Source organism: Streptosporangium sp. NPDC006930, from assembly GCF_040635605.1.
Taxonomy (GTDB): Bacteria; Actinomycetota; Actinomycetes; order Streptosporangiales; family Streptosporangiaceae; genus Streptosporangium.
Map to the genome: position 1 here is coordinate 192,569 of NZ_JBEYID010000007.1, position 20,945 is coordinate 213,513.

The 20,945-nt window shown below is 69.6% G+C and carries 14 protein-coding genes; 3 read left to right on the forward strand and 11 right to left on the reverse strand.

The features are described from left to right. Positions 1–71: 71 nt before the first annotated feature. Complete coding sequence (locus tag ABZ664_RS15125; protein ID WP_362508789.1) at positions 72–719, reverse strand: methyltransferase domain-containing protein; 648 nt, start codon at positions 717–719, stop codon at positions 72–74. Positions 720–1,085: 366 nt separating this feature from the next. Here ABZ664_RS15125 and ABZ664_RS15130 point away from each other — a divergent pair, with 366 nt between their 5' ends. Continuing rightward, on the forward strand, positions 1,086–3,140 hold the full coding sequence (locus tag ABZ664_RS15130; protein ID WP_362508792.1) for a glycoside hydrolase family 44 protein: 2,055 nt from the start codon (positions 1,086–1,088) through the stop codon (positions 3,138–3,140). Positions 3,141–3,519: 379 nt separating this feature from the next. Here the strand turns inward: ABZ664_RS15130 and ABZ664_RS15135 are convergent, their stop codons facing one another. From ABZ664_RS15135 to ABZ664_RS15160, 6 genes are all read right to left on the reverse strand, one after another. Next, positions 3,520–4,728, reverse strand: a complete 1,209-nt coding sequence (locus ABZ664_RS15135) for an ROK family transcriptional regulator (RefSeq protein ID WP_362508795.1) — start codon at positions 4,726–4,728, stop codon at positions 3,520–3,522. Positions 4,729–4,763: 35 nt separating this feature from the next. After that, positions 4,764–6,011, reverse strand: coding sequence for an ABC transporter permease (locus ABZ664_RS15140; protein ID WP_362508798.1), 1,248 nt, complete (start codon positions 6,009–6,011; stop codon positions 4,764–4,766). After that, positions 6,008–6,772 carry an ATP-binding cassette domain-containing protein gene (locus ABZ664_RS15145; RefSeq protein ID WP_350946676.1) on the reverse strand — a complete coding sequence of 255 codons (765 nt, stop codon included), beginning with the start codon at positions 6,770–6,772 and terminating at the stop codon, positions 6,008–6,010. Before ABZ664_RS15145 ends, ABZ664_RS15140 begins: the two co-directional genes overlap by 4 nt. A gap of 198 nt (positions 6,773–6,970) precedes the next feature. After that, positions 6,971–8,080: a substrate-binding domain-containing protein gene (locus tag ABZ664_RS15150; RefSeq protein WP_362508801.1), complete on the reverse strand. Its 1,110-nt coding sequence runs from the start codon at positions 8,078–8,080 to the stop codon at positions 6,971–6,973. A 673-nt stretch (positions 8,081–8,753) separates the two neighbouring features. After that, positions 8,754–11,549, reverse strand: a complete 2,796-nt coding sequence (gene acnA / locus ABZ664_RS15155) for an aconitate hydratase AcnA (RefSeq protein WP_362508804.1) — start codon at positions 11,547–11,549, stop codon at positions 8,754–8,756. A gap of 190 nt (positions 11,550–11,739) precedes the next feature. Beyond that, entirely contained in the window at positions 11,740–12,468 is a 729-nt protein-coding gene (locus ABZ664_RS15160; protein ID WP_362508807.1) for a metal-dependent hydrolase, read from the reverse strand. A 685-nt stretch (positions 12,469–13,153) separates the two neighbouring features. Between ABZ664_RS15160 and ABZ664_RS15165 the strand changes: the two genes are divergently transcribed. Further along, complete coding sequence (locus tag ABZ664_RS15165; RefSeq protein WP_362508810.1) at positions 13,154–13,936, forward strand: PadR family transcriptional regulator; 783 nt, start codon at positions 13,154–13,156, stop codon at positions 13,934–13,936. A gap of 7 nt (positions 13,937–13,943) precedes the next feature. After that, positions 13,944–14,537 carry a DUF1707 domain-containing protein gene (locus tag ABZ664_RS15170; RefSeq protein ID WP_362508813.1) on the forward strand — a complete coding sequence of 198 codons (594 nt, stop codon included), beginning with the start codon at positions 13,944–13,946 and terminating at the stop codon, positions 14,535–14,537. A gap of 108 nt (positions 14,538–14,645) precedes the next feature. Here ABZ664_RS15170 and mug read toward each other — a convergent pair whose 3' ends face one another. The 4 genes from mug to ABZ664_RS15190 all read right to left on the reverse strand — a co-directional run bounded on the left by mug (position 14,646) and on the right by ABZ664_RS15190 (position 20,795). Next, entirely contained in the window at positions 14,646–15,197 is a 552-nt protein-coding gene (gene mug / locus ABZ664_RS15175) for a G/U mismatch-specific DNA glycosylase (protein WP_362509234.1), read from the reverse strand. A 250-nt stretch (positions 15,198–15,447) separates the two neighbouring features. Then, positions 15,448–17,946: a polynucleotide kinase-phosphatase gene (locus tag ABZ664_RS15180; RefSeq protein WP_362508817.1), complete on the reverse strand. Its 2,499-nt coding sequence runs from the start codon at positions 17,944–17,946 to the stop codon at positions 15,448–15,450. Continuing rightward, positions 17,939–19,654, reverse strand: coding sequence for a 3' terminal RNA ribose 2'-O-methyltransferase Hen1 (locus ABZ664_RS15185; RefSeq protein WP_362508820.1), 1,716 nt, complete (start codon positions 19,652–19,654; stop codon positions 17,939–17,941). Before ABZ664_RS15185 ends, ABZ664_RS15180 begins: the two co-directional genes overlap by 8 nt. 217 nt (positions 19,655–19,871) lie before the next feature. Next, complete coding sequence (locus tag ABZ664_RS15190) at positions 19,872–20,795, reverse strand: LLM class F420-dependent oxidoreductase (RefSeq protein ID WP_362508823.1); 924 nt, start codon at positions 20,793–20,795, stop codon at positions 19,872–19,874. Positions 20,796–20,945: the final 150 nt, after the last annotated feature.

Genomic DNA, 20,945 nt, shown 5'->3' on the forward strand with positions numbered 1-20,945 from the left:
CGCCGGCACCCGTGGCCCCGGGTGTCGGCGGCCCGACTTCCTTGCCCACATCGGATTACACGACCGGCGCCCTACCCTTTGCGGGCGAGCAGGTGGATCTCCTGGAATTGCCGTCGGTCGGTGGGCTGAGGCTGACGCACCATCCGGCCCACCTCGGCGAGCCCGGACTCGCGCAGCATCGCGGCGAGGTGATCCGGCCACCACCGGTACGCCGGTGCGACCGCGTGGTCGAAGACCTGTGTCGGGTGAGACGGATCATCGCTCGCCGAAAAGCCGATCAGCAGGTGACCTCCGGGTGCCAGTACGCGGTGAAACTCCGCCAAGATGACGGGAAGCTCTCGCGGTGGGGTGTGGATGACGGACCACCGCGATAGTACGCCGCCCAGCACGCCGTCGGCGATGTCCAGCGCGGCCATCGAGCCCATCTCGAACCGCAGACCCGGATAGGCCTGCCGAGCCAGTTCGATCATCGCGGGAGACGCGTCGACGCCGGACACCGTCAGCCCAAGTTCATCCAGATAAGCGGTGATATGGCCGGGTCCGCACCCCAGGTCCGCGACCCGACCGTCGCCACCCGCGCTCACGACCTCGGCGAAGGCACCCAAGATCGCGCGATCCATGGGCCTGTCACGCAGTTCCTCGCGGAACAACTGCGCGTACAGGGGGGCGGCGGCATCGTAGGCCTCACGGGTGGCATCGAGGACATCGTGTTCAACCATGCCCGCGACAGTAGTTCCTGACATCGAGACAAGTCGGAAGAATCACGACACATGCTGATACGAGGCTCCCGGTTCCTGTGCTCTGTCGGCTCCTTCGCCCTGGCGGTTCCTTCGCGGAGCGCGCCCGGTTTCCCCGTGACACCGGGCGGCGACTCCCCCGCGAGGGCGCGCCGAGGCCCTCACGGGGCCCGGTGACGGTTTCCCGGCAGTTCGGATGAGACCGAAAGTTTCAGTACCGTCCTGGCGTTTCCCCGCCCCGGAAAGCGCTTGCTTGACACCTCGGACCCCGGACCCAAAGCTGCGCGGAGCGCTCCCATGGTGTGTGGGGGCGCGCATGAGCTCCCACACTCACCGGAGGGAACCAACGTGCGCCACAGAAAAGCGCTGCTGTCGGCCACGGCCGGGGTGCTGGTCGCGGGCCTCGGCCTGGGCCACCTCACCGGCCTCGCCGGCGCCGCCGTCACGGGCCCGGCCTTAAGCGTCGACCTGACCGACCAGCACGCGATCAGCCCCGATATCTACGGCATGAACTTTGCCGACGAGTCGCTCGCCCGCGACCTGCGGCTGCCGGTCCACCGCTGGGGCGGCAACGCCACAACCCGCTACAACTTCCGCAACGACACCACCAACCGGGCCTCGGACTGGTACTTCGAGAACATCCCCAACGACAACCCCAGCCCCGGCGACCTGCCGGACGGCTCGGATACGGACAGGTTCGTCGAACGGAACAAGGCGACCGGCACCCAGACCATCCTCACCGTGCCACTATCAGGCTGGGTGGCCAAGGAACGGGCCAAGGCGTGCGGGTTCAGCGTCGCCAAGTACGGCGAACAGCAGTCCGTCGACCCGTGGGCCACCGACTGCGGCGACGGCAAGAAGCCCGACGGCACGCTGATCACCGGAAACGACCCGAAGGACACCAGCGTCGAGGTCGGCCCGCAGTACGTCAAGGACTGGATCGCCCACCTCAAGGGCAGGTACGGCTCCGCCACCACCGGCGGGGTGAAGTACTACAACCTCGACAACGAGCCCGACCTGTGGCACTCCACCCACCGGGACGTGCGCCCCACGGGACTGGGCTACGACGAGCTGCGCGACCGCACCTACGAGTACGCCGCCGCGATCAAGGAGGCCGATCCGGGCGCCAAGACCCTCGGCCCCGTCGGCTGGGGCCTGAACTCGATCTTCTACTCCGGCCTCGACCAGGACACCTGCAGCAGGACGGGCTGCTGGAACAACCCACCCGACCGGGCGGCACATGGCGGCGTCCAGCTGGGCCCGTGGTACCTGCAGCAGATGAGGGCCTACGAGCAGGAGCACGGCACGCGCATCCTCGACTACTTCGACATCCACATCTACCCGCAGCAGGCCGGCGTGCACAACCAGGACGCCGGTGACGCCGCCACCCAGGAGCGCCGGCTGCGCTCCACCCGGCAGCTGTGGGACCCGGCCTACGTCGACGAGAGCTGGATCAACCAGCCGGTGCGGATGATCCCCCGGATGCGCGAGCTGACCGACCAGCACTACCCGGGCACCAAGGTCGCCATAACCGAGTACAGCTGGGGCGCCTACGGCCACATCAACGGCGCGCTGGCCCAGGCCGACATCCTGGGCATCTTCGGCCGCGAGCGTCTCGATCTGGCCACGCTGTGGACGGCGCCCGAGCCCACCGAACCGGTGGCGCACGCCTTCCGGATGTACCGCAACTACGACGGCGAGGGCGGCGCGTTCGGAGAGACCTCGGTCAGGGCGGCCAGTGCCGACCAGGACAAGCTGGCCGTCTACGCCGCCGAGCGCGCTTCCGACGAGGCGCTCACCCTCGTCGTGGTCAACAAGACCGGCGAGGAGCTGACCAGCGACGTCGCGATCGCCGGCCGCACCGGCTCATCGACCGCCCAGGTCTACCGTTACAGCGCCGCCGACCTGACGGCCATCCAGCGGGCCGCCGACCAGCCCGTGGGCGCGGACGGCTTCACCGGTACCTTCCCGGCCAACTCCATCACCACCGTCGTCATCCCGCCGGGCGGCACCGACCCCGACCCCACGCCCACCCCGACCCCAACCGCGACTCCCACGATCACCCCGACCCCCTCGGCCTCCTGCAGTGTCACCTACACCGTCGTCAACCAGTGGCAGGGCGGCTTCCAGGGCGGTGTGAAGATCACCAACCTGGGCACCACCCCGGTCAGTGGCTGGAAGGTCGGCTGGACCTTCGCAGGAGGCCAGCGGATCACCCAGTCCTGGAACGGCACCCACGCCCAGAACGGCGCGGCCGTCACCGTCACCAACACCTCCTGGAACGGCACCCTCGCCGCGGGCGGCGGCAGCGCCGAGTTCGGCTTCCTGTCGAGCCTGACCGGCACCGCCAACGACAGACCCACCGCCTTCACCCTCAACGGCACCCCCTGCTCCACCGCCTGACCAGCTAGTCCTCCGCGCAAAGGGTCCGTCGGCCGATCTCGCGTCGATCATGGCGGAATGGCGGAATCACCAGGGGTTTCACCGTCATTTCGTCATGATCGACAGAAGGAGTACCTCCACGGGGGCGCTTCTTTCCTCCGGGTGCGAAACGCGGGATCCCCGGGCCGCGCAGGCTCTCGCCATGCCGGCCCGCGAGCGGGAGATGCGCGAGCCTCTTGCACTTGGGCTTCGCCTTCTTGGCGGCCTTCTTGACGGTATTGGCGGTCTTCTTGTCCGAGGCCGTCGTAGGCGAAGATCCCGGTTCCGGCGCGGGTCCGGTTGCCGAGGTGTCCCACTCGTAGGTGGTGACGTTCGATCGAAGAGGGGAAACCGCGCGGGGTCAGGAGCCGGTGCGGGCGAGGACTTCGAGGGGGTCGGCGAGGACCTGGGAGAAGGCCAGTTCGGCGGCGCCGACGAGAGTGGCGTCATCGCCGAGGGCCGAGGTGCGCAGGCGCAGCTGCTCACGGCACGGAGGCAGGGCGTCGAGGGCGAGGCGGCTGCGGACCTGTGCGGCGGAGCCGAGGTAGATCTCCCTGAGCGTGCCCCCGAAGACGACCATGTCGGGGTTGAACAGGTTGACGAGGTTGGAGACGCCCAGGCCGAGCCAGTCGCCGACGCGGCTCAGCGCCGCCTGCGCGACGACGTCTCCGCGGTCGGCGGCGTCGACCGCGGCGCGGACGGCGTCCCTGCCGACCTGGGAGCCGAAGCGGCCGGCGGCCTCCAGAAAGGCACGCTCTCCGACCTCCGCCTCCAGGCACCCGTGCGAGCCGCACCCGCAGAGACGGCCCTTGTCGGGGTTGACGATCATGTGTCCGACCTCGCCGCCGAAACCCAGGTGACCGCCGAGCAGCTGACCGTTGACGATCACTCCCCCGCCGATTCCGACGTCACCGTGAAGGTAGACGAGGTCGCGGCAGCCGACACCGACGCCTCGGGTCTGTTCGGCGAGGGCGGCGAGGTTGGCGTCGTTGCCGACGGTGACCGGCAGGCCGAGGGCGAGCCGGCGGGCCATCTCGTCGGCGAACGGCACGTCGTCCACGGCGACCATGTTGGGGCCGAACCTGACGACCCCGTCGCCGCGGCCCACTCCCCCGGAGAACGCCGCCGCCACCCCGACGCACACCGTGTCCGGCCGTGTCCTGCGGTGCATCTGCCGGGCGAAGGCGGCGAGCGGAGCGACGATCTCCTCAAGGGAGAAGTCCCCGCGTCGCCGTACCGTCTCGCGGCGGTCGAGGATGGTGCCGCCCAGACCGACGCGGGCGGCGACCAGCCGGTCGACGCCCACGTCGAAGGCGAACACGTAGACCCGCGCCGACTCGGGGCGGACCACCAGGGACGGACGTCCCGCCCTGCCCGTCTCCCTGGGGAGCTCCTCCCTGACCAGCCCGGCGGCGGTCAGATCGGCGGTGAGGGCCATGATGGTGCTGCGGTTGAGACCCATCCGGTTGGTGAGTTCCGCACGCGAGGTGGGCCCGCTCAGATGGACGTGCCGGAGCAGGGCCCCAAGGTTGTGACGCCTGATCTCCTCTTGGGAGGGACCTGCCCGCATGGCGTGGTGTTCCTTCGGTTAATCGGAGTCGCTGGTCACCTTAGGCCGGTGGCGGCCGCCCGCTTGCGGGACAGGGCGTCCACCACGGCGGCGAGCAACAGGACCGAACCGGTCACCATGAACTTCACACCGGAGCTGTAGCCCATCAGGCCCATACCGTTCTCGATGACCGCGACCACGGCACCGCCGAGGATGGCGTCCAGCACCCGGCCCTTGCCGCCGAACAGGCTGGTGCCGCCGATGACGGCGGCGCCGACAGCGTAGAGCAGCACGTTGCTGCCGCCGGTGTTGGGGTCGACGGAACTGGCCCGCGAGGCGGCGATGACGCCGCCGACCGCGGCCATGGAGGAACAGATCATGAAGGCGCTGATCTTCATCCGGTCGACGTTGATACCCGCCCGGCGCGCGGCCTCGGCGTTACCGCCGACCGCGTACAGATGCCGGCCGTACGCCGTGCGGCGGAGCACGAACGTCAGGACCAGCAGCAGGACCACGATGATGGGGACCACGAGCGGCATGCCCGCCAGGGAGACGACGGCGACGTTGCGGCTGCGCTCGATGTTGAGGAAGTAGACGGCGAGACCGCCGAGCAGCGCGAGGGCGCCGACCCTCACCGCGATCAGCGAGATCGGGTCGGAGGTCAACCCTCGGGCGGCACGCTTCTGGGAGCGCACCAGTTGGAGTCCGGCGTAGGCGGCGACGCCCACGGCCAGCAGGATCCAGCCCAGCGTGGGCGGCAGGTTCTTGTTCGCGATCGAGAGGATGGTCTCGTCGCGGATGGCGATGATGGTGCCGCCCTTGACAAGCAGCAGGACCAGTCCCTGGAAGGCGAGGAAGGCCGCGAGCGTCACCACGAACGACGGGATGCCGAGTTTCGCGACGATGGAGCCGATCGTGGTGCCGATCACCACACCGGTGAGGATCGCCGCGCCCACCGCCACGTACCAGGGCAGCCCCTGGCTACTGAGCATGATCGCGAGCACCGCGGCGCAGACCCCGCTGGCGAAGCCCGCCGACAGGTCGATCTCACCGAGGAGCAGCACGAACACCAGGCCCATGGCGATCACGGTGACCGCGGCACCCTGGGTGAACAGGTTGGCGAAGTTTCCCGCGGTCAGGAAGGCGGGGCGCAGGATGGCGAAGACCGTGCAGAGCACCACGAGGCCGAACACCGCGGGCAGCGCGCCCATGTCGCCCCCGCGCACCCTTTCGGCGTAGCCGCGGACGTTGCTTCTGATCGAGGGTGCCTCGTGTACGGTCTTCTGCGAGATCGTGGCGGTCATACGGTGACTCCGTTGGTGAGGCCGAGGTCCCCGCTGCGGCCAGAGGTGATCAGTTCGACGACCTGCGCGTGAGTCACGTCCGAGGTCTTGACCTGGGCCGCCATCCGGCCGAGGTAGAGGGTGGCGATCCGGTCGGACACGGCGAAGACGTCGTTCATGTTGTGGGAGATGAGCACGACGGCCAGGCCCTGGTCGGCCAGGCGCCGGACCAGTTCCAGCACCTGCGCCGTCTGGGCGACACCGAGGGCGGCGGTCGGCTCGTCGAGGATGACGACCTTGCTGTTCCACAGCACGGCCTTGGCGATCGCCACCGTCTGACGCTGGCCGCCGGACAGGCTGGCGACGAGCTGGCGGATGGACTTGACGGTCCTGACCGACAGGCTCTCCAGGGTCTTGGCCGCCATCTCCTCCATCGTGTCCTCGTCGAGGACGATGCCGCGCTTGTGCTCGCGGCCGAGGAACATGTTCTGGACGATGTCGAGGTTGTCGCAGAGCGCGAGGTCCTGGTAGACGATCTCGATGCCCAGTTCGGCCGCGTCACGCGGGCTGCCGATCTGGATCGGCTTGCCGTCGAAGAAGTACTCACCGGAGTCGATCGGGTGGATGCCGCCGACGCACTTGACGAGAGTGGACTTTCCTGCGCCGTTGTCGCCGACCAGCGCGGTCACCTCTCCGGCGTACGCGGAGAGGGAGACGTCGTGCAGGACCTGTACGGGACCGAAACTCTTGTCGATCCCGCGGAGTTCCAGTGCGGGGGTCATGGGGTTGTGCTCCCTGTGTTCATTTCGCGCGGCGAAGTTCGCGCGGGTCGGGCGCCTGCGAGCGGCGCCCCGCCCTGTCGCCGTCGCCGGGAGACGCTTCGCATGCCGCGTCTTTTCGGTGTCACAGGGTGGGGGGGTGCCGCGGTCGAGCGCGAAGGTGCGGCCGGCCGGAGGACGACCGGCCGCACCCTCCATGCCCTACTGGATTCCGGCCTCGGTGCACTTGGCGGCGAAGTCGCCGGTGCACAGCTCGTCCTTGGTCACGAAGCCGTCGGCGACGACGTCCTTGACGCTGTCGAAGAAGATCGGCTGCGGGTCGAGGAGGACGGCGGGCACGTCGGCGCCGCTCTCGGTGTCCTTGACCGAGCCGGTCGCCGCGGGCTTCTCACCCTTCGCCAGGCCGATGGCGAGCTCGGCCGCCGCGTCGGCCTCCTTCTTGATCGCCTTGTAGACCGTCATGCACTGGTCACCGGCGAGGATGTTCTGCAGGCCCTGCACGGTGGCGTCCTGGCCGGTGACCGGGACCTTGCCGTTCAGGTTGTTCTTCTTGAGTACCGAGATGGCGGCGTTGCCGAGACCGTCGTTGGCGGCGAGGACGCCGGCGATCTTCGGCTGCTCGGTGAGCATCTGCTCGAAGATCGTGCCCGCCTGGGCGTTGTCCCAGTCGGGGACCGACTGGTCGGGACCCTTGACGTAGTCACCCGAGTCGTACTTGGGCTTGAGCACGCCGTCGTAGCCGTTCTTGAACAGCGTGGCGTTGTTGTCGGTCGGCGAGCCGTTGAGCTCGGCGACGATCGGCTTCTCGGCCTTCTTGTCGGTCAGGCACTTCACCAGGCCCTCACCCTGCAGGGTGCCGACCTTGGTGTTGTCGAAGCTGACGTAGTACTGGGCGCCGCCGTTGAGGGTGAGGCGGTCGTAGTCGATCGTGGCCACGCCCTGCGCCTTGGCCTTGTCGAGCACGGCCTTGCCGGTGCCGCTGTCAAGGTTGACGATCATCAGGACCGTGGCCCCGTTGGTGATCATCTGGTCGGCGATGGTCTGGAACTGGTTCTTGTCGCCCTGGGCGTTCTGGATGTCGTAGGCGACACCCGCGGCCTTGAAGGCCTCCTCCAGGTACTTGCGGTCCGCGGTCTCCCAGCGGGCGGAGGACTTGCTGTCAGGAAGGATGACGCCGACCTTTCCCTCGGCGGCGGGCGCCGTGCTCTCCGCAGGGGCGGCGCTGGTGTCGGGGCTGTCGCTCCCGCAAGCGGTGAGGCCGAGGGTCATCGCCGCGGCGGCGGCGGTAAGGCTGAGGATCCCCTTGCGCATGGTGCACGGGTCCTTTCTTCTCTTCGAAAGACGGGGGGTACGGACGGGCGGCATGCCGAATTCGCGGGTACGGCTGTGCCGGGTCTCGGCTCACCATTCCGTTGAATGTTGTTTGCGGCAACGTATTCCGCCGTTGGCCTGGAGCGCCAGACCTTCCAGAGGTAAAGTTTGTTGTGGCCGGTAACAATCCAGAAACGCACCCTTAACCGTCTCGGGACCGTGTGCGACCCGCCAAGCCAGAGATCACCTGACCACGATCGTTGCCGTCAAACCGCGCCGGGTCGCGCCGTGGCCCGCGACGGAGAACACCCCCACGGTTCACGCGTAACGGCCGCGAAGGCACTTGATCGTCTGTGCTTGCCGCGGATCGCGTTCGCGGCTCGCCCGTCGGTTCGGTCGGCTCGGGTGAGCAAAGGAGCCGAGGTCTGCCGGAGATCGTCCGAGGCGGCTCTCCTGGCGACGGCGGTACTCACCGCCCTGCCCGCACGCCTGGCGGCCCGCCGGCCCGTGGCGCGGTCGCTCAGCACGGAAACGGCATGACCGGCCCCGCTCAGCAGTGGAACCCCTCAAAAAAAGCACGGAACCGCCCGGCGGGATGGTGTCCCGCCGGACGGTTCTCGTCCGGGGTGTGCCCCCGAGCGGGCGAGGCCGGCGTGCGGCCCCGCCCCCCTGCTCAGCTCTTGGCGAGCAGGGAGCGCAGGACGTACTGCATGATGCCCCCGTGCCGGTAGTAGTCGGCCTCTCCGGGAGTGTCGATGCGCACGATCGCCTGGAACTCCTTGTCGTCGGCCCTCACCGTCACGGTCTGCGGGACGCCACCCTCGTTGAGTGCCTCGACGCCGATGACGTCGAAGGTCTCCTCGCCGGTCAGGCCCAGCGAACTCGCCGTCTCCCCTTCGGGGAACTGCAGCGGCAGCACGCCCATGCCGATCAGGTTGGAGCGGTGGATGCGCTCGTAGGACTCCGCGATGACGGCGCGGACGCCGAGCAGGGCGGTGCCCTTCGCCGCCCAGTCGCGCGAGGAGCCCGAGCCGTACTCCTTGCCCGCGAGGACGACGAGCGGGATGCCTGCGGCCTGGTAGTTGGCCGAGGCGTCGTAGATGAAGGACTGCGGACCGCCCGGGGCGGTGAAGTCGCGGGTGTAGCCGCCCTCCACGCCGTCGAGCAGCAGGTTCTTCAGCCGGATGTTCGCGAAGGTGCCGCGGATCATGACCTCGTGGTTGCCGCGGCGCGAGCCGTAGGAGTTGAAGTCCTTGACCCCGACGCCGTGTTCCTTCAGGTAGTCGGCGGCGGGGGTGCCGACCTTGATCGCGCCCGCCGGGGAGATGTGGTCGGTGGTGACCGAGTCGCCCAGCTTCGCGAGCACCCGGGCGGCGGAGATGTCGGTCACCGGCTCCGGCTTGGGCGGCATGCCCTCGAAGTAGGGGGCCTTGCGGACGTAGGTCGAGTCCGGGTCCCACTCGAAGGTGTTGCCGGTCGGGATCGGCAGCGAGCGCCAGGTCTCGTCGCCCTTGAACACGTCGGCGTAGTCGTGCAGGAACATCTCCTGGTCGATCGAGGAGGCGACGACCGCCGCGATCTCCTCGGGCGCCGGCCAGATGTCGGCGAGGAACACCGGCTCGCCGTCCGAGCCCACACCCAGCGGCTCGTTGTTCAGGTCGAGGTCCATGGTGCCCGCGAGGGCGTAGGCGACGACCAGCGGCGGCGAGGCCAGGTAGTTCATCTTGACGTCGGGGTTGATCCGGCCCTCGAAGTTGCGGTTGCCCGACAGCACGGCGGTGACCGCGAGGTCGTTGTCCTGGATCGCGGCGGAGATCTCCTCCTGCAGCGGGCCCGAGTTGCCGATGCAGGTGGTGCAGCCGTAGCCGACGAGGTTGAAACCGATCTTGTCGAGGTACGGCTGCAGGCCGGAGCGCTCGAAGTAGCCGGTGACGACCTGCGAGCCGGGGGCAAGGGAGGTCTTGACCCACGGCTTGCGGGTCAGGCCCTTCTCGACCGCGTTCCTGGCGAGCAGTGCGGCCCCCATCATGACGTATGGGTTGGAGGTATTGGTGCAGCTGGTGATGGCGGCGATCGTCACCACGCCGTGGTCGATCTCGAAGTCGGTGCCGTCGGCGAGGGTGACCCGCACCACCTTGTGCGGCCGGTCTCCGTTGAGCTCGGCCGGGTTCGGCTTGTCGCCGTTGCTCTGGTGGGAGACGGCCGGGGGGTCGGAGGCGGGGAACGACTCGCCGGACGCCTCGTCGAGCGGGCCCTGGACGCTCGACACGTAGTCCTTGACGGCCGCGCGCCAGGCGCTCTTGGCGTCCGAGAGCGCGATGCGGTCCTGGGGGCGCTTGGGGCCGGCGATCGACGGGACGACCGTGGACAGGTCAAGCTCGATGTACTCGGAGAAGACCGGCTCGGTGGCCTCGGGGTCGAGCCACATGCCCTGGGCCTTGGCGTAGGCCTCGACGAGGGCGACCTGCTCGGCGGAGCGGCCGGTCAGCGTGAGGTAGTCGGTCGTCTGGCCGTCGATCGGGAAGATCGCGCAGGTCGAGCCGAACTCGGGGCTCATGTTGCCGATCGTGGCCCTGTTGGCCAGCGGCACGCTGGAGACTCCGTCGCCGTAGAACTCCACGAACTTGCCGACGACACCGTGCTTGCGGAGCATCTCGGTGATCGTGAGGACCAGGTCGGTGGCGGTGGCTCCGGCGGGAAGCTTGCCGGTCAGCTTGAAACCGACCACGCGCGGGATGAGCATGGAGATCGGCTGGCCGAGCATCGCGGCCTCGGCCTCGATGCCGCCGACGCCCCAGCCCAGGACGCCGATGCCGTTCTCCATGGTGGTGTGGGAGTCGGTGCCGACGCAGGTGTCGGGGTATGCGGCCAGCACGGTCCTGCCGTCGATCTCGACGCTTCGCGTCATCACGACCCGGGCGAGGTGCTCGATGTTGACCTGGTGCACGATGCCGGTGCCCGGCGGGACGACCTTGAACTCGTCGAAGGCGGTCTGGCCCCAGCGCAGGAACTGGTAGCGCTCGCGGTTGCGCTCGTACTCCCGTTCGACGTTGCGCTGGAAGGAGTCGGCCCCGCCGAAGAAGTCGACGATGACCGAGTGGTCGATGACCATCTCGGCCGGGGCGAGCGGGTTGATCCTGGCCGGGTCGCCGCCCAGGTCGCGGACGGCCTCGCGCATGGTGGCCAGGTCGACGACGCACGGGACGCCGGTGAAGTCCTGCATGATCACGCGGGCCGGCGTGAACTGGATCTCCACGTTCGGGTTCGCCTTCGGGTCCCACTGGCCGATCGCGCGGATGTGGTCGGCGGTGATGTTCGCGCCGTCCTCCGTGCGGAGAAGGTTCTCCAGAAGGATCTTCAGGCTGTACGGGAGACGCCCCGAGCCCTCCACGGCGTCCAGCCGGTAGATCTCGTATTCCGCGTCACCGACGCGGAGCGTGTCACGGCTGCCAAAGCTGTTCGCGGACACGGTTCGCCTCCCTCATCACCTGATGTCTGCCGCGCCGGCACATAGGGCGCGATTGAATCCTGCCGCACCGCCCGAGCGCCCCGAACTGTTAGGTCTGCCTAACTTCCAGGTCACCGACAGGCCGCGACAAATGTCTCGATATCAAGATATCCCTCCGGGTATCTCGACATCAAATTACCCCCCAGTATGATCACTGTGGAGCGAGCCGGAGGTACAGCAGCCCGAGAACGACGACGGAAAGTACCGGAGCGAGAAACTTCTGCTCGAAGGCACGCCCCGTCTTGATGCCGATCTTCCACGGCAGCAGCCACTTCTGCCGCATCGGCCAGAGCACCGGACACCCCTTCTCCGTGCAGCAGTCACCCACGACGTGGGTGAGGCATCCGATCGCGACCGCCAGCCCCAGCCAGGCGTATCCCACGTTGTCACTGCGGAACACCACGAACAGCCCGGCCGTCATACCGATGTTGAGCATCGCCGAGGCGAACTTCTTGCCCGGGATGCCGATGCCGATCGCCCGCAGTGCGAGGCCGATGAGCAGCACCACCAGGATGTCACGGCCGATCGGATAGGTGTTGGCCAGGTAGTGGGCGCCGAAACCCGCGGCGACCGCGAAGACCAGCGAGTGGGTGGCGTTGCGATGGCCACCGGCGAGCCAGGAGACCGCCTTGCTCAGCCCCCAGGTGACCGGCCCGAACGTCTGCGCGATCGTCGCACTCGGATGGTCGAGGTCCGGCAGCATCGCGGCACCGGCGCAGATGATGGCCCCGGCGACGAACTCGGCCGGGTTGAGCGCGTTCACCATGACGCCGGTCTCGATGAACCTGGACGTCTCGGTCAGCAAGGGCAGCGCGGCCAGCGCGGGCGCCACACCCAGCCAGGCGATCGCACCCGTCAGCGCATGCGTATGCCCCATCATCGGTCAAACACCCCCATCAAGATCACCTTGGGAGACTGTACGTCAAAGCCTCCTCCAGATGGAGGACCGTGCCATTGCACACCATCGGCGTGTCGCAGGGGCGGAACGGCCCCGGCACGCGAACACTGATCGTTTTCCGCCGACTCCAGGGTCGCCCGAAGGCGACGATGGCCCGTTTCGATCTCTCCGCCCCTTCACGAAAGATGACCGCCATCCGCATCTTCCTACGAATGAGCAACGGATGGAACGGGCGAACAGTGCCTGGAACGGCGAACGGGGAGCTCGCGGTGGAGCGGTCGCCCTCATGAGGCGGGTCTCGCGCGGGGAGCCCTCCGGGGAGTCTTCACCGGAGATCGGGACGCGCACCCGGGAGGGTCGCGATGAAGCGCGGACATGCGAAAACGACAGACGGGACCGTTCCGTACCGAAAGCACCCCCCAGCCCTTCCGGTACGGAACGGATCCCGTCTACGTCCTTTGTAACGTGCAGGTCTCAGGACTTGTTCCAGAATCCGGCAAGAATTACGTGATCTGCCTCACTTCTACTTAGAGTAATCAAAAATTACTCTAAGTGATCATGGATCAATGCCCCTATTTCATGACACGGGGTTGTCGTCAGAATGTTCTCGATATATCTTTGAAGCATCGAGAGCGATCAAAAGACGATCGCGGTACGGAGGTACGACATGACACCGTCGAACGCGATGGGTGGCCCCTGGGCCGGATTCGGATCCCACGAGGTCAGGCGCGAGATGAAGCGCGCGGCCAGGGAGGCATGGCGGCGGATGGCCGCCGGATGGCACGAGGGCGGCCCGGAGCACGGCCCTCGCACGCCACACCACGGACACCACGAGGGCGGGCCACGCGAGCACCGGCACCGCGGCCACCGCGGCGGCCCCTTCCCCTTCGGCCCCGGGTTCCCCTGGGACCTTGGCCGGGGCGGCAGGGGGGGCAGAGGCCCGTTCGGCGGGGGCCCCTTCGGCGGCGGGCCGCCGTTCGGACGCGGACGCAAGGCGAAGCGCGGCGACGTCCGCGCCGCGATCCTCGCCCTGCTCACCGAGTCCCCCCGCAACGGCTACCAGATCATCCAGGAGATCGAACGGCGCAGCGAAGGCGGCTGGAAGCCGAGTCCCGGAGCGGTCTACCCGGCCCTGCAGCAGCTCACCGACGAGGGCCTCGTCCTGGCCGAGGAGAACGAGGGCCGCAAGACCTTCAGCCTCACCGACGCCGGACGCGCCTACGTGGCCGAGCACTCCGAGGAGGTGCGCGCCCCGTGGGAGGAGATGACGCCCGAGGTCGACGACAGCACCTGGGAGCTGATGGACATCACCCGCCAGTCGGGGTTCGCCATGCTCCAGATCCTGCAGACCGGCAGCGACGCGCAGATCCGGCAGGCGAAGCAGACCCTGATCGAGACGCGCCGCAAGCTCTACCAGATCTTGGCCGACGGCGACACCGGCGAGGAGTGACCTGACCATGATCCCCCGAGACGACCTCCGCATCGGAGACGCCGAGCGTGACGTGGCGATGGAGTCCCTGCGCGAGCACTACGCGCAGGGCCGCCTGACCCGTGAGGAGCTCGACGAACGCCTCGAACTGACCCTGTCCGCGCGGACGGGCGGCGAGCTGGCCCGGGTGAGCGCGGACCTTCCCGGCCCGCACGCCTGGCGGCAGGAGGAGCCCGAGAGCTCCCGGGGTCCCTGGGGCGCGGGAGCCCCCTGGGGCCCCGGATCGCCCTGGGGGCCGGGCGGAGGGCCGTGGGGGCCGGACGGAAGGCCGGGTGGGCGCCGCGGGCATGCCCACTCCTGGGGCCCTCCCCGGCCCGGGGGCCACCGCCACCCCGGCTGGAGCCACCACCGCATGGGCCGCCACATGGGCCACCGCGGCGGGCATCCGCTCTTTCCCCTCATGTTCCTGGTGCTGGTTGCCGGGGTGCTGATCGGCGGATTCGGGGTGCTCAAGTTCGTCTTCCTCGCCTGGCTGGTGATCGCCGTGCTGGGAATGCTCCACCGCGGACGGGGGCGCTCCAGAAGGCGCCACGACCGGGTCGGCCCCCCTGCCTCGTTCTGATCTCCTCCCGGGTCGCTTCCGCCCCTGCCCCGATCGGCTCTGGGCGAGCGGTCGGCCCGCCGTTCCCCGGAGCCTCTCGTGCCGGCCGGCACGAGAGGCTCCGACCCGTCAGGTGAGGGACTCCCGCAGCCGCCGCATCTCCTGCGCGATCCCGTCCAGCGTCCAGTGCGCGTTCAGACCACTCGGGTTGGGCAGCACCCACACCGCCGCGCCGCCGATCCGGGACTCCTGCGGCCCGATCACCGCCTTGGGAACGCCGAACGCCTGCCGGTAGGCGGTCACCCCCGCCACCGCCAGCACCTTCGGCCGGACCTCGGCGACCAGCCTCCCCAGCCGTTCCCCGCCCGCGCGAAACTCCTCGGCGGACAGCTCCGCCGCCCGCGCGGAGGGCCGCCGCACCACGTTGGTGATGCCCAGCCCGTAGGAGGGAAGCAGGTCCTGCTCGGCGGGGGACAGCAGCCTGGGGGTGAAGCCCGAGCGGTACAGCGCGGGCCAGAAACGGTTGCCGGGCCGGGCGAAGTGGTGGCCGGTGGCGGCGGAGTACAGGCCGGGATTGATCCCGCAGAACAGCACCTCCAGGGCGGGCCCGAGGACGTCCTCGATCGTCGCCTCCCCCGCCGCCTCAAGCTCGGCACGGCTCGGCCGCGCGGCGGCCCGCACTCCGGAGGGCACGCGTCCCGCGGGCGGGGCACTCCGCTGTTTCCTGGACGGCACGATGTGAACCTAACCCATCTCCTCCCCCGCCCCAGCAGAAAAGCCGAGTGGTTCGTCCTTTCCGCGTCCTCCTCCGGAGGCGAGGGCTACCGGAACGCGGGGGGGTAGGGGCGGGGGAGTACCCGGTCCGTGAAGCGTCAACCCCGCCCCGCGCAACCGCGACGGGAGAACTCCGGCCCTCACCCCGGGGAGAGAGTCAAAGACGGGGATCGACCGGTTCGGACTCCAGCGCCAGGACGGCGAAGACCGCCTCGTGCACCCTCCACAGCGGCTCCCCCTCGGCCAGTCGGGAGAGCGCCTCAAGACCCAGCGCGTGCTCGCGCAGGGCGAGCGAGCGCTTGCGGCCCAGGAAGCGGCGGCGCAGGACGTCCAGACTCTCGGTGTAGTCGGGACCGTAGATGATCCGCAGGTACTCCCGCCCGCGCACCTTGATCCCGGGCTGTACCCGGCTGCGCCCGTCCGGCGGGTCCACCGGCTTGACGACCATCCCCTCGCCGCCCTCGGCGGTCAGCGCCGACCACCACGCCGTGGCCGTCTCCGTCGACTCCGGCGAGGTCGGATCCGCGAACACGTGCCGGGTGGGCGCGATCAGCGGATCGTCGAGCCGGGACAGCAGGTCCAGGTGCCAGGAGTGCGGCTCCTGGATCGCGGTCGCCCGGCCCTCGCAGGCGAGGATCTGGAACGGTGCCAGGCGAAGGTCCTCCACCCCGGAGACAGGCCAGCAGTAACGCGCATATGCCTGCCTGAAACGGGCAGCGTTGGTGGAACGGCGTCGGGTGCGGTCCAACAGATCGCCCACATCCAAGCCGCGCCCGGCCGCCGCTTCCAGCACGGTGACCGCCTCGGGCAGCACCGCGCGGGCCGCGGCGCCCACCGACGCGTACTGGCCGCGGATCAGCCCTTCGGCCTTGGCCGACCAGGGCAGCAGCTCGCAGTCGAGGACGAGCCAGTTCGATCCCAGCTCCTCCATCAGCGGCGCGCACACCCGCCTGAGCCTGTCGACCAGTTCGGTGGTGTCGGGGAAGAACGACCTTCCCGTACGGGTGTAGACCGTTCCGGCGGTGCCGTCGGTGATCCCGAACCGCGCCGCCGCCGCCTCGGGGTCGGCGGCCAGCACGGCCACCGCCCGCGAGCCCATGTGCTTCTCCTCGCACACCACCCGGGTCACCCCGGCCGCGGCGAACTCGGCGAACGCCTCGGCCGGGTGCTCCAGGTAGCCGTCGAGGCGGGAGGTCTCCGGGGGCGCCATTGTCGGCGGCAGGTAGACCAGCCAGCGCGGGTCGACCGCGAACCGGCTCATGATCTCCAGGGCCGCGGCCGAGTTCTCCTCCCGGATCTTGACGCGGCCACCGCCGTGGCGCACCTCGATGTGGCGGGTGCCCCGCACGTCCTCGACGGAGAGCAGGCCGGGGTCGCGGTGGCCGGGGGCGGTGAGCGGCCTGACCGGCTTGTACCAGACGCGCTCGGCGGGTACCGAGACGATCTCCCGCTCCGGGTAGCGCAGCGCGGTCAGTCGCCCGCCGAAAACCACCCCGGTGTCCAGGCAGAGCGTGTTGTTGATCCACTCGGGCTCGGGAACCGGCGTGTGACCGTAGACGACCATGGCCGACCCTCGGTACTCGCGTGCCCAGGGGTAGCGAACCGGCAGGCCGTACTCGTCGGTCTCACCGGTGGTGTCGCCGTACAGCGCGAAGGAGCGGACCCTGCCCGAGGCACGGCCGTGGTAGGCCTCCTTGAGCCCGGCGTGGGCGACGACGAGCCTGCCCCCGTCGAGCTGGTAGTGGCTGATCAGCCCGTCCATGAAGGCGAGCGCCTCGCGCCTGAACTCCTCCGGCTCGGCGGCCAGTTGGTCCAGCGACTCCTGAAGGCCGTGGGCCACCCTGACCTTGCGGCCGTTGAGCGCGCGGGCCAGCTTCTGCTCGTGGTTGCCCGACACGCACAGCGCGGTCCCGGCCGCGACCATGCCCATGACCAGCCGCAGTACGCCCGGCGAGTCCGGCCCCCGGTCCACCAGGTCGCCGACGAACACCGCCGTCCTGCCCTCGGGGTGTACGGCCCCCGCGCCGCCGGGGTCGATCTTCCAGCCGAGGTCGCGCAGCAGCGCCTCCAATTCGGCACGGCAGCCGTGCACGTCGCCGATGATGTCGAACGGGCCGGTCAGCTCTCGCCTGTCGGTCCACGCCTTCTCGGTGACGACCGTGGCGGCCTCGATCTCCTCGGCCCCGCGCAGCACGTGGACCCGGCGGAAGCCGTCACGCGAGATCCTGCTCATGGAACGGCGCAGCTCCTTGCGCTGCCTGACGACCACGCGCGCCCCGAAGTCCCTGTCGGGCCTGGTCTCGTTGCGCGCGATCGCCAGCTCCTCCGGCACGTCCAGGACGATCGCGTCGACCAGCACGTTGTGCGACTTCGCGAGCTCGACCAGCTGCTTGCGCGCCTCCCACTGGACGTTCGTGGCGTCCACGACCGTCAGCAGCCCGCGCCGCAGCCGGGTGCCGACGATGTAGTGGAGCACGTCGAAGGCGTCGGGGGTGGCGGCCTGGTCGTTCTCGTCGTCGGAGACCAGGCCCCGGCAGAAGTCGGAGGAGATCACCTGGGTCGGCGCGAAGTGCCTGGCGGCGAAGGTCGACTTGCCGCTGCCGGACACCCCCACGAGCACGACCAGCGACATCTCCGGTACGGCGATCTCAGTCATCTCCACCTCCCGCGTCTCCCGCGCCCGCGTGCCCGTCCGTGTTCACGTTCACGGGGCCTCTCACGCTCGTGTGGCCCGCCGCGCCCACGACCCCGCCCGTGCCCGTGGAACCTTCGGTGCCTCCGGAACCGCCCGACGCGCCCGCGAGGCCGAACAGGGCCATCTGGGTGGGTGGTCCCACCTCGGGGTCGTCGTCGCCGATCGGCAGGAACTCGACGCGGTAGCCGTACTCGCCGCACACCTTCGCCGCCCACGCGCGGAACTCGGCGCGAGTCCACTCGAAGCGGTGGTCGGGGTGGCGCATGCCGTCCAGGGACTCGTAGCGGACGTTGTGCTCGACGTTGGGGGTCGTGACGATCACGTGTCCCGGCCGCGCCGCTCCGAAGACCACCCGCTCCAGCGCGTCCAGGCGCGGTGGATCGACGTGCTCGACGACCTCCATCAGCACCGCGGCGTCGTATCCGGCGAACCGGGCGTCGGTGTAGGTGAGCGCCCCCTGGAACAGCTCCAGCCGCTCTCGCCGTCGCTCCGGCATCCGGTCGAGTTTCAGCCGCCTGGCCGCGAACGCCAGCGCCCGGGAGGACACGTCCACCCCGGTCACCCTGGTGAAGCGGGGCCGTTCGAGCAGCGCTCCGACCAGCCGGCCGGAACCGCAGCCGAGATCGATGACGGTGCTCGCGTCCAGCCCTTCCAGGGTGGCGAGCACGGCCTCCAGACGCAGGGTGTTCAACGGGCGCCTGACGGCACCGGCGGGCGAGGAACCTTCTTGGGAGGCCCCACTCGCGGGACCGCTCCGCCCGGCGTACTCCTTTTCGGCGAGGTCCTCCCCGATGGAACTCCCCCCGACGGAGCCCTCCTCGGCGGCCCTCTCCGCGGCGGTGTCCTCCCCGTCTTTCCCCGCGTGATCCCCTGTGGCGACCTCGGCCGCGGGATCCTCCTCGACCGGGGGTTCGAGGTCCTCCTCCACGTCGTCGCCGATCTCGGCGAGGCGGGCGAAGGCCGTACGGGTGAGGGCCCAGCGACGGCCGAGGTAGCGGCGGGTGATCAGACCCCGGTCGGGGTGGGAGGCGAGCCACGACCCGCCCGCCCTGATCAGCTTGTCCACCTCGTCGGGGGCCACCCAGTAGTGCTTGGCGTCGTCGAGCACAGGAAGCAGCACGTAGAGCTGGTTGAGCGCGTCGGCCAGGCGGACCTCCCCGCGCAGCACCAGCCGCACGTAGCGCGAGTCGCCCCACTCGGGAAACTCCTCGTCGAGCGGGAGTGCGGTCGCCTCGACCCGCCAGCCCAGCGGCTCGAACAACCGGTGCGCGAGCCCGGGACCGCCCCTGCACGGCAGCACGGGCAAGGTGATCTCCAGTGGGATCGGCCCGGCGGCCAGCTCGGGACGGCTCGCACAGCGCCCGGTACGCGCCGTACGGAACACGTCGGCCAGCGCCACGGCGAGCAGTGAGGAGGCGGCGTAGGGCCGGTCGTTGACGTACTGGCCCAGCGTGTAGTCGGGCGTGGCGCGGTCGCGCGAGCGCACCAGGCGGATCGGGTCGACGTCGAGCATCAGCGCCGCCGTGCAACGCTCCTCGCCCGCCTCGGGGTAGAGGACACGTGCCACGCCGTACGACTGCCCGAACTCCTGGACCCGGTCGGGATGCTTGTGCAGCAGGAAGCCGAGGTCCGTGGCGGGCCGCACGGTGGTGGAGATCGTCAGTAACACCCGGCCCAGTGTGCCGCACGCCCTCCTGGACGGCCATCGGTTAACGGGCGGGCCGGTCCGCGGCCGACCCGCCCGTGAACGGCGCGCACCCCGCCTCCCGTGAGCCGCGCCCCGCCCCGGTCGTTCCGCCGGTGACGCGGTGACCTCGGGCGCCAGAAAGGAGCGGACCCCGTCCACGAGCGGTGACGTGGATGTGGATGACGCGAAGGCCCGCGACCTACACGCGGAACAGGATCTCGTCCGCGATGAGCTCAAGGTGGTCGAGATCGTCCAGGTCCAGCACCTGCAGGTAGATCCGCTCGGCGCCCAGCTCGGCGAACCGGCCGATCTTCTCGGCAACCTCGGCGGGGGTGCCCGCCAGACCCGCCGCCCGCAGCGCGGCGAGGTCCTGCCCGGTCGCCGCGGCCCGCCGCTCGATCTCCGCGTCGTCGGAGCCGACGCAGACGGTCTGCGCCACGGACAGGATCACCGGCTCCCTGCCCTCCACCTCACACGCCTTCCTGACCCGGTCGAAGGCCTCCGAGGTGTCCTCGGGAGTGCGGAACGGCACGTTGTACTCGTCGGCGAACCGGGCGACCAGACGCGGGGTGCGCCTGGCGCCGGTGCCGCCGATGATGATCGGCGGCTTCGGGCTCTGCGCGGGCTTGGGCAGCGCGGGCGAGTCGGCCAGCCTGTAGTGGGCGCCCTCGAAGGAGAAGGTCTCGCCCACCGGCGTGGTCCAGAGCCCGACAAGTATCTCCAGCTGCTCCTCGAACCGCCCGAACCGCTCGCCGACCGGCGGGAACGGGATGCCGTACGCGATGTGCTCGGCGTCGTACCAGCCGGTGCCCAGGCCCAGCTCGACCCGCCCGCGGCTCATCTGGTCGACCTGGGCCACACTGATCGCGAGCGGGCCCGGCAGCCGGAAGGTGACCGGCGTGACCAGGGTGCCGAGACGGATCGTGGAGGTGTCCCTGGCCAGGCCCGCCAGGGTCGTCCAGGCGTCGGTGGAGCCGGCCCCCGCGTCGCCGGGGCCGAGTCGCATGTAGTGGTCGGAGCGGAAGAAGGCGTCGAACCCCAGCCGCTCCGCGGCCAGCGCTACCGCCAGCAACTCGTCGTAGGTGGCACCCTGCTGCGGTTCAGTGAAGATCCTCAACTTCATGAGAGCCATTATCCGGGCACTCCGGACGGCATCCGCTGAAAGCCCGCGCCACGGCGGGAACGCTTGCTAACGTTCTGGCCTCTGACGCAACGGGTAGCGGGTCGACCACTCACAGCGATCACCCCCCCTTGGTCGTCGAGGAGGGGATCA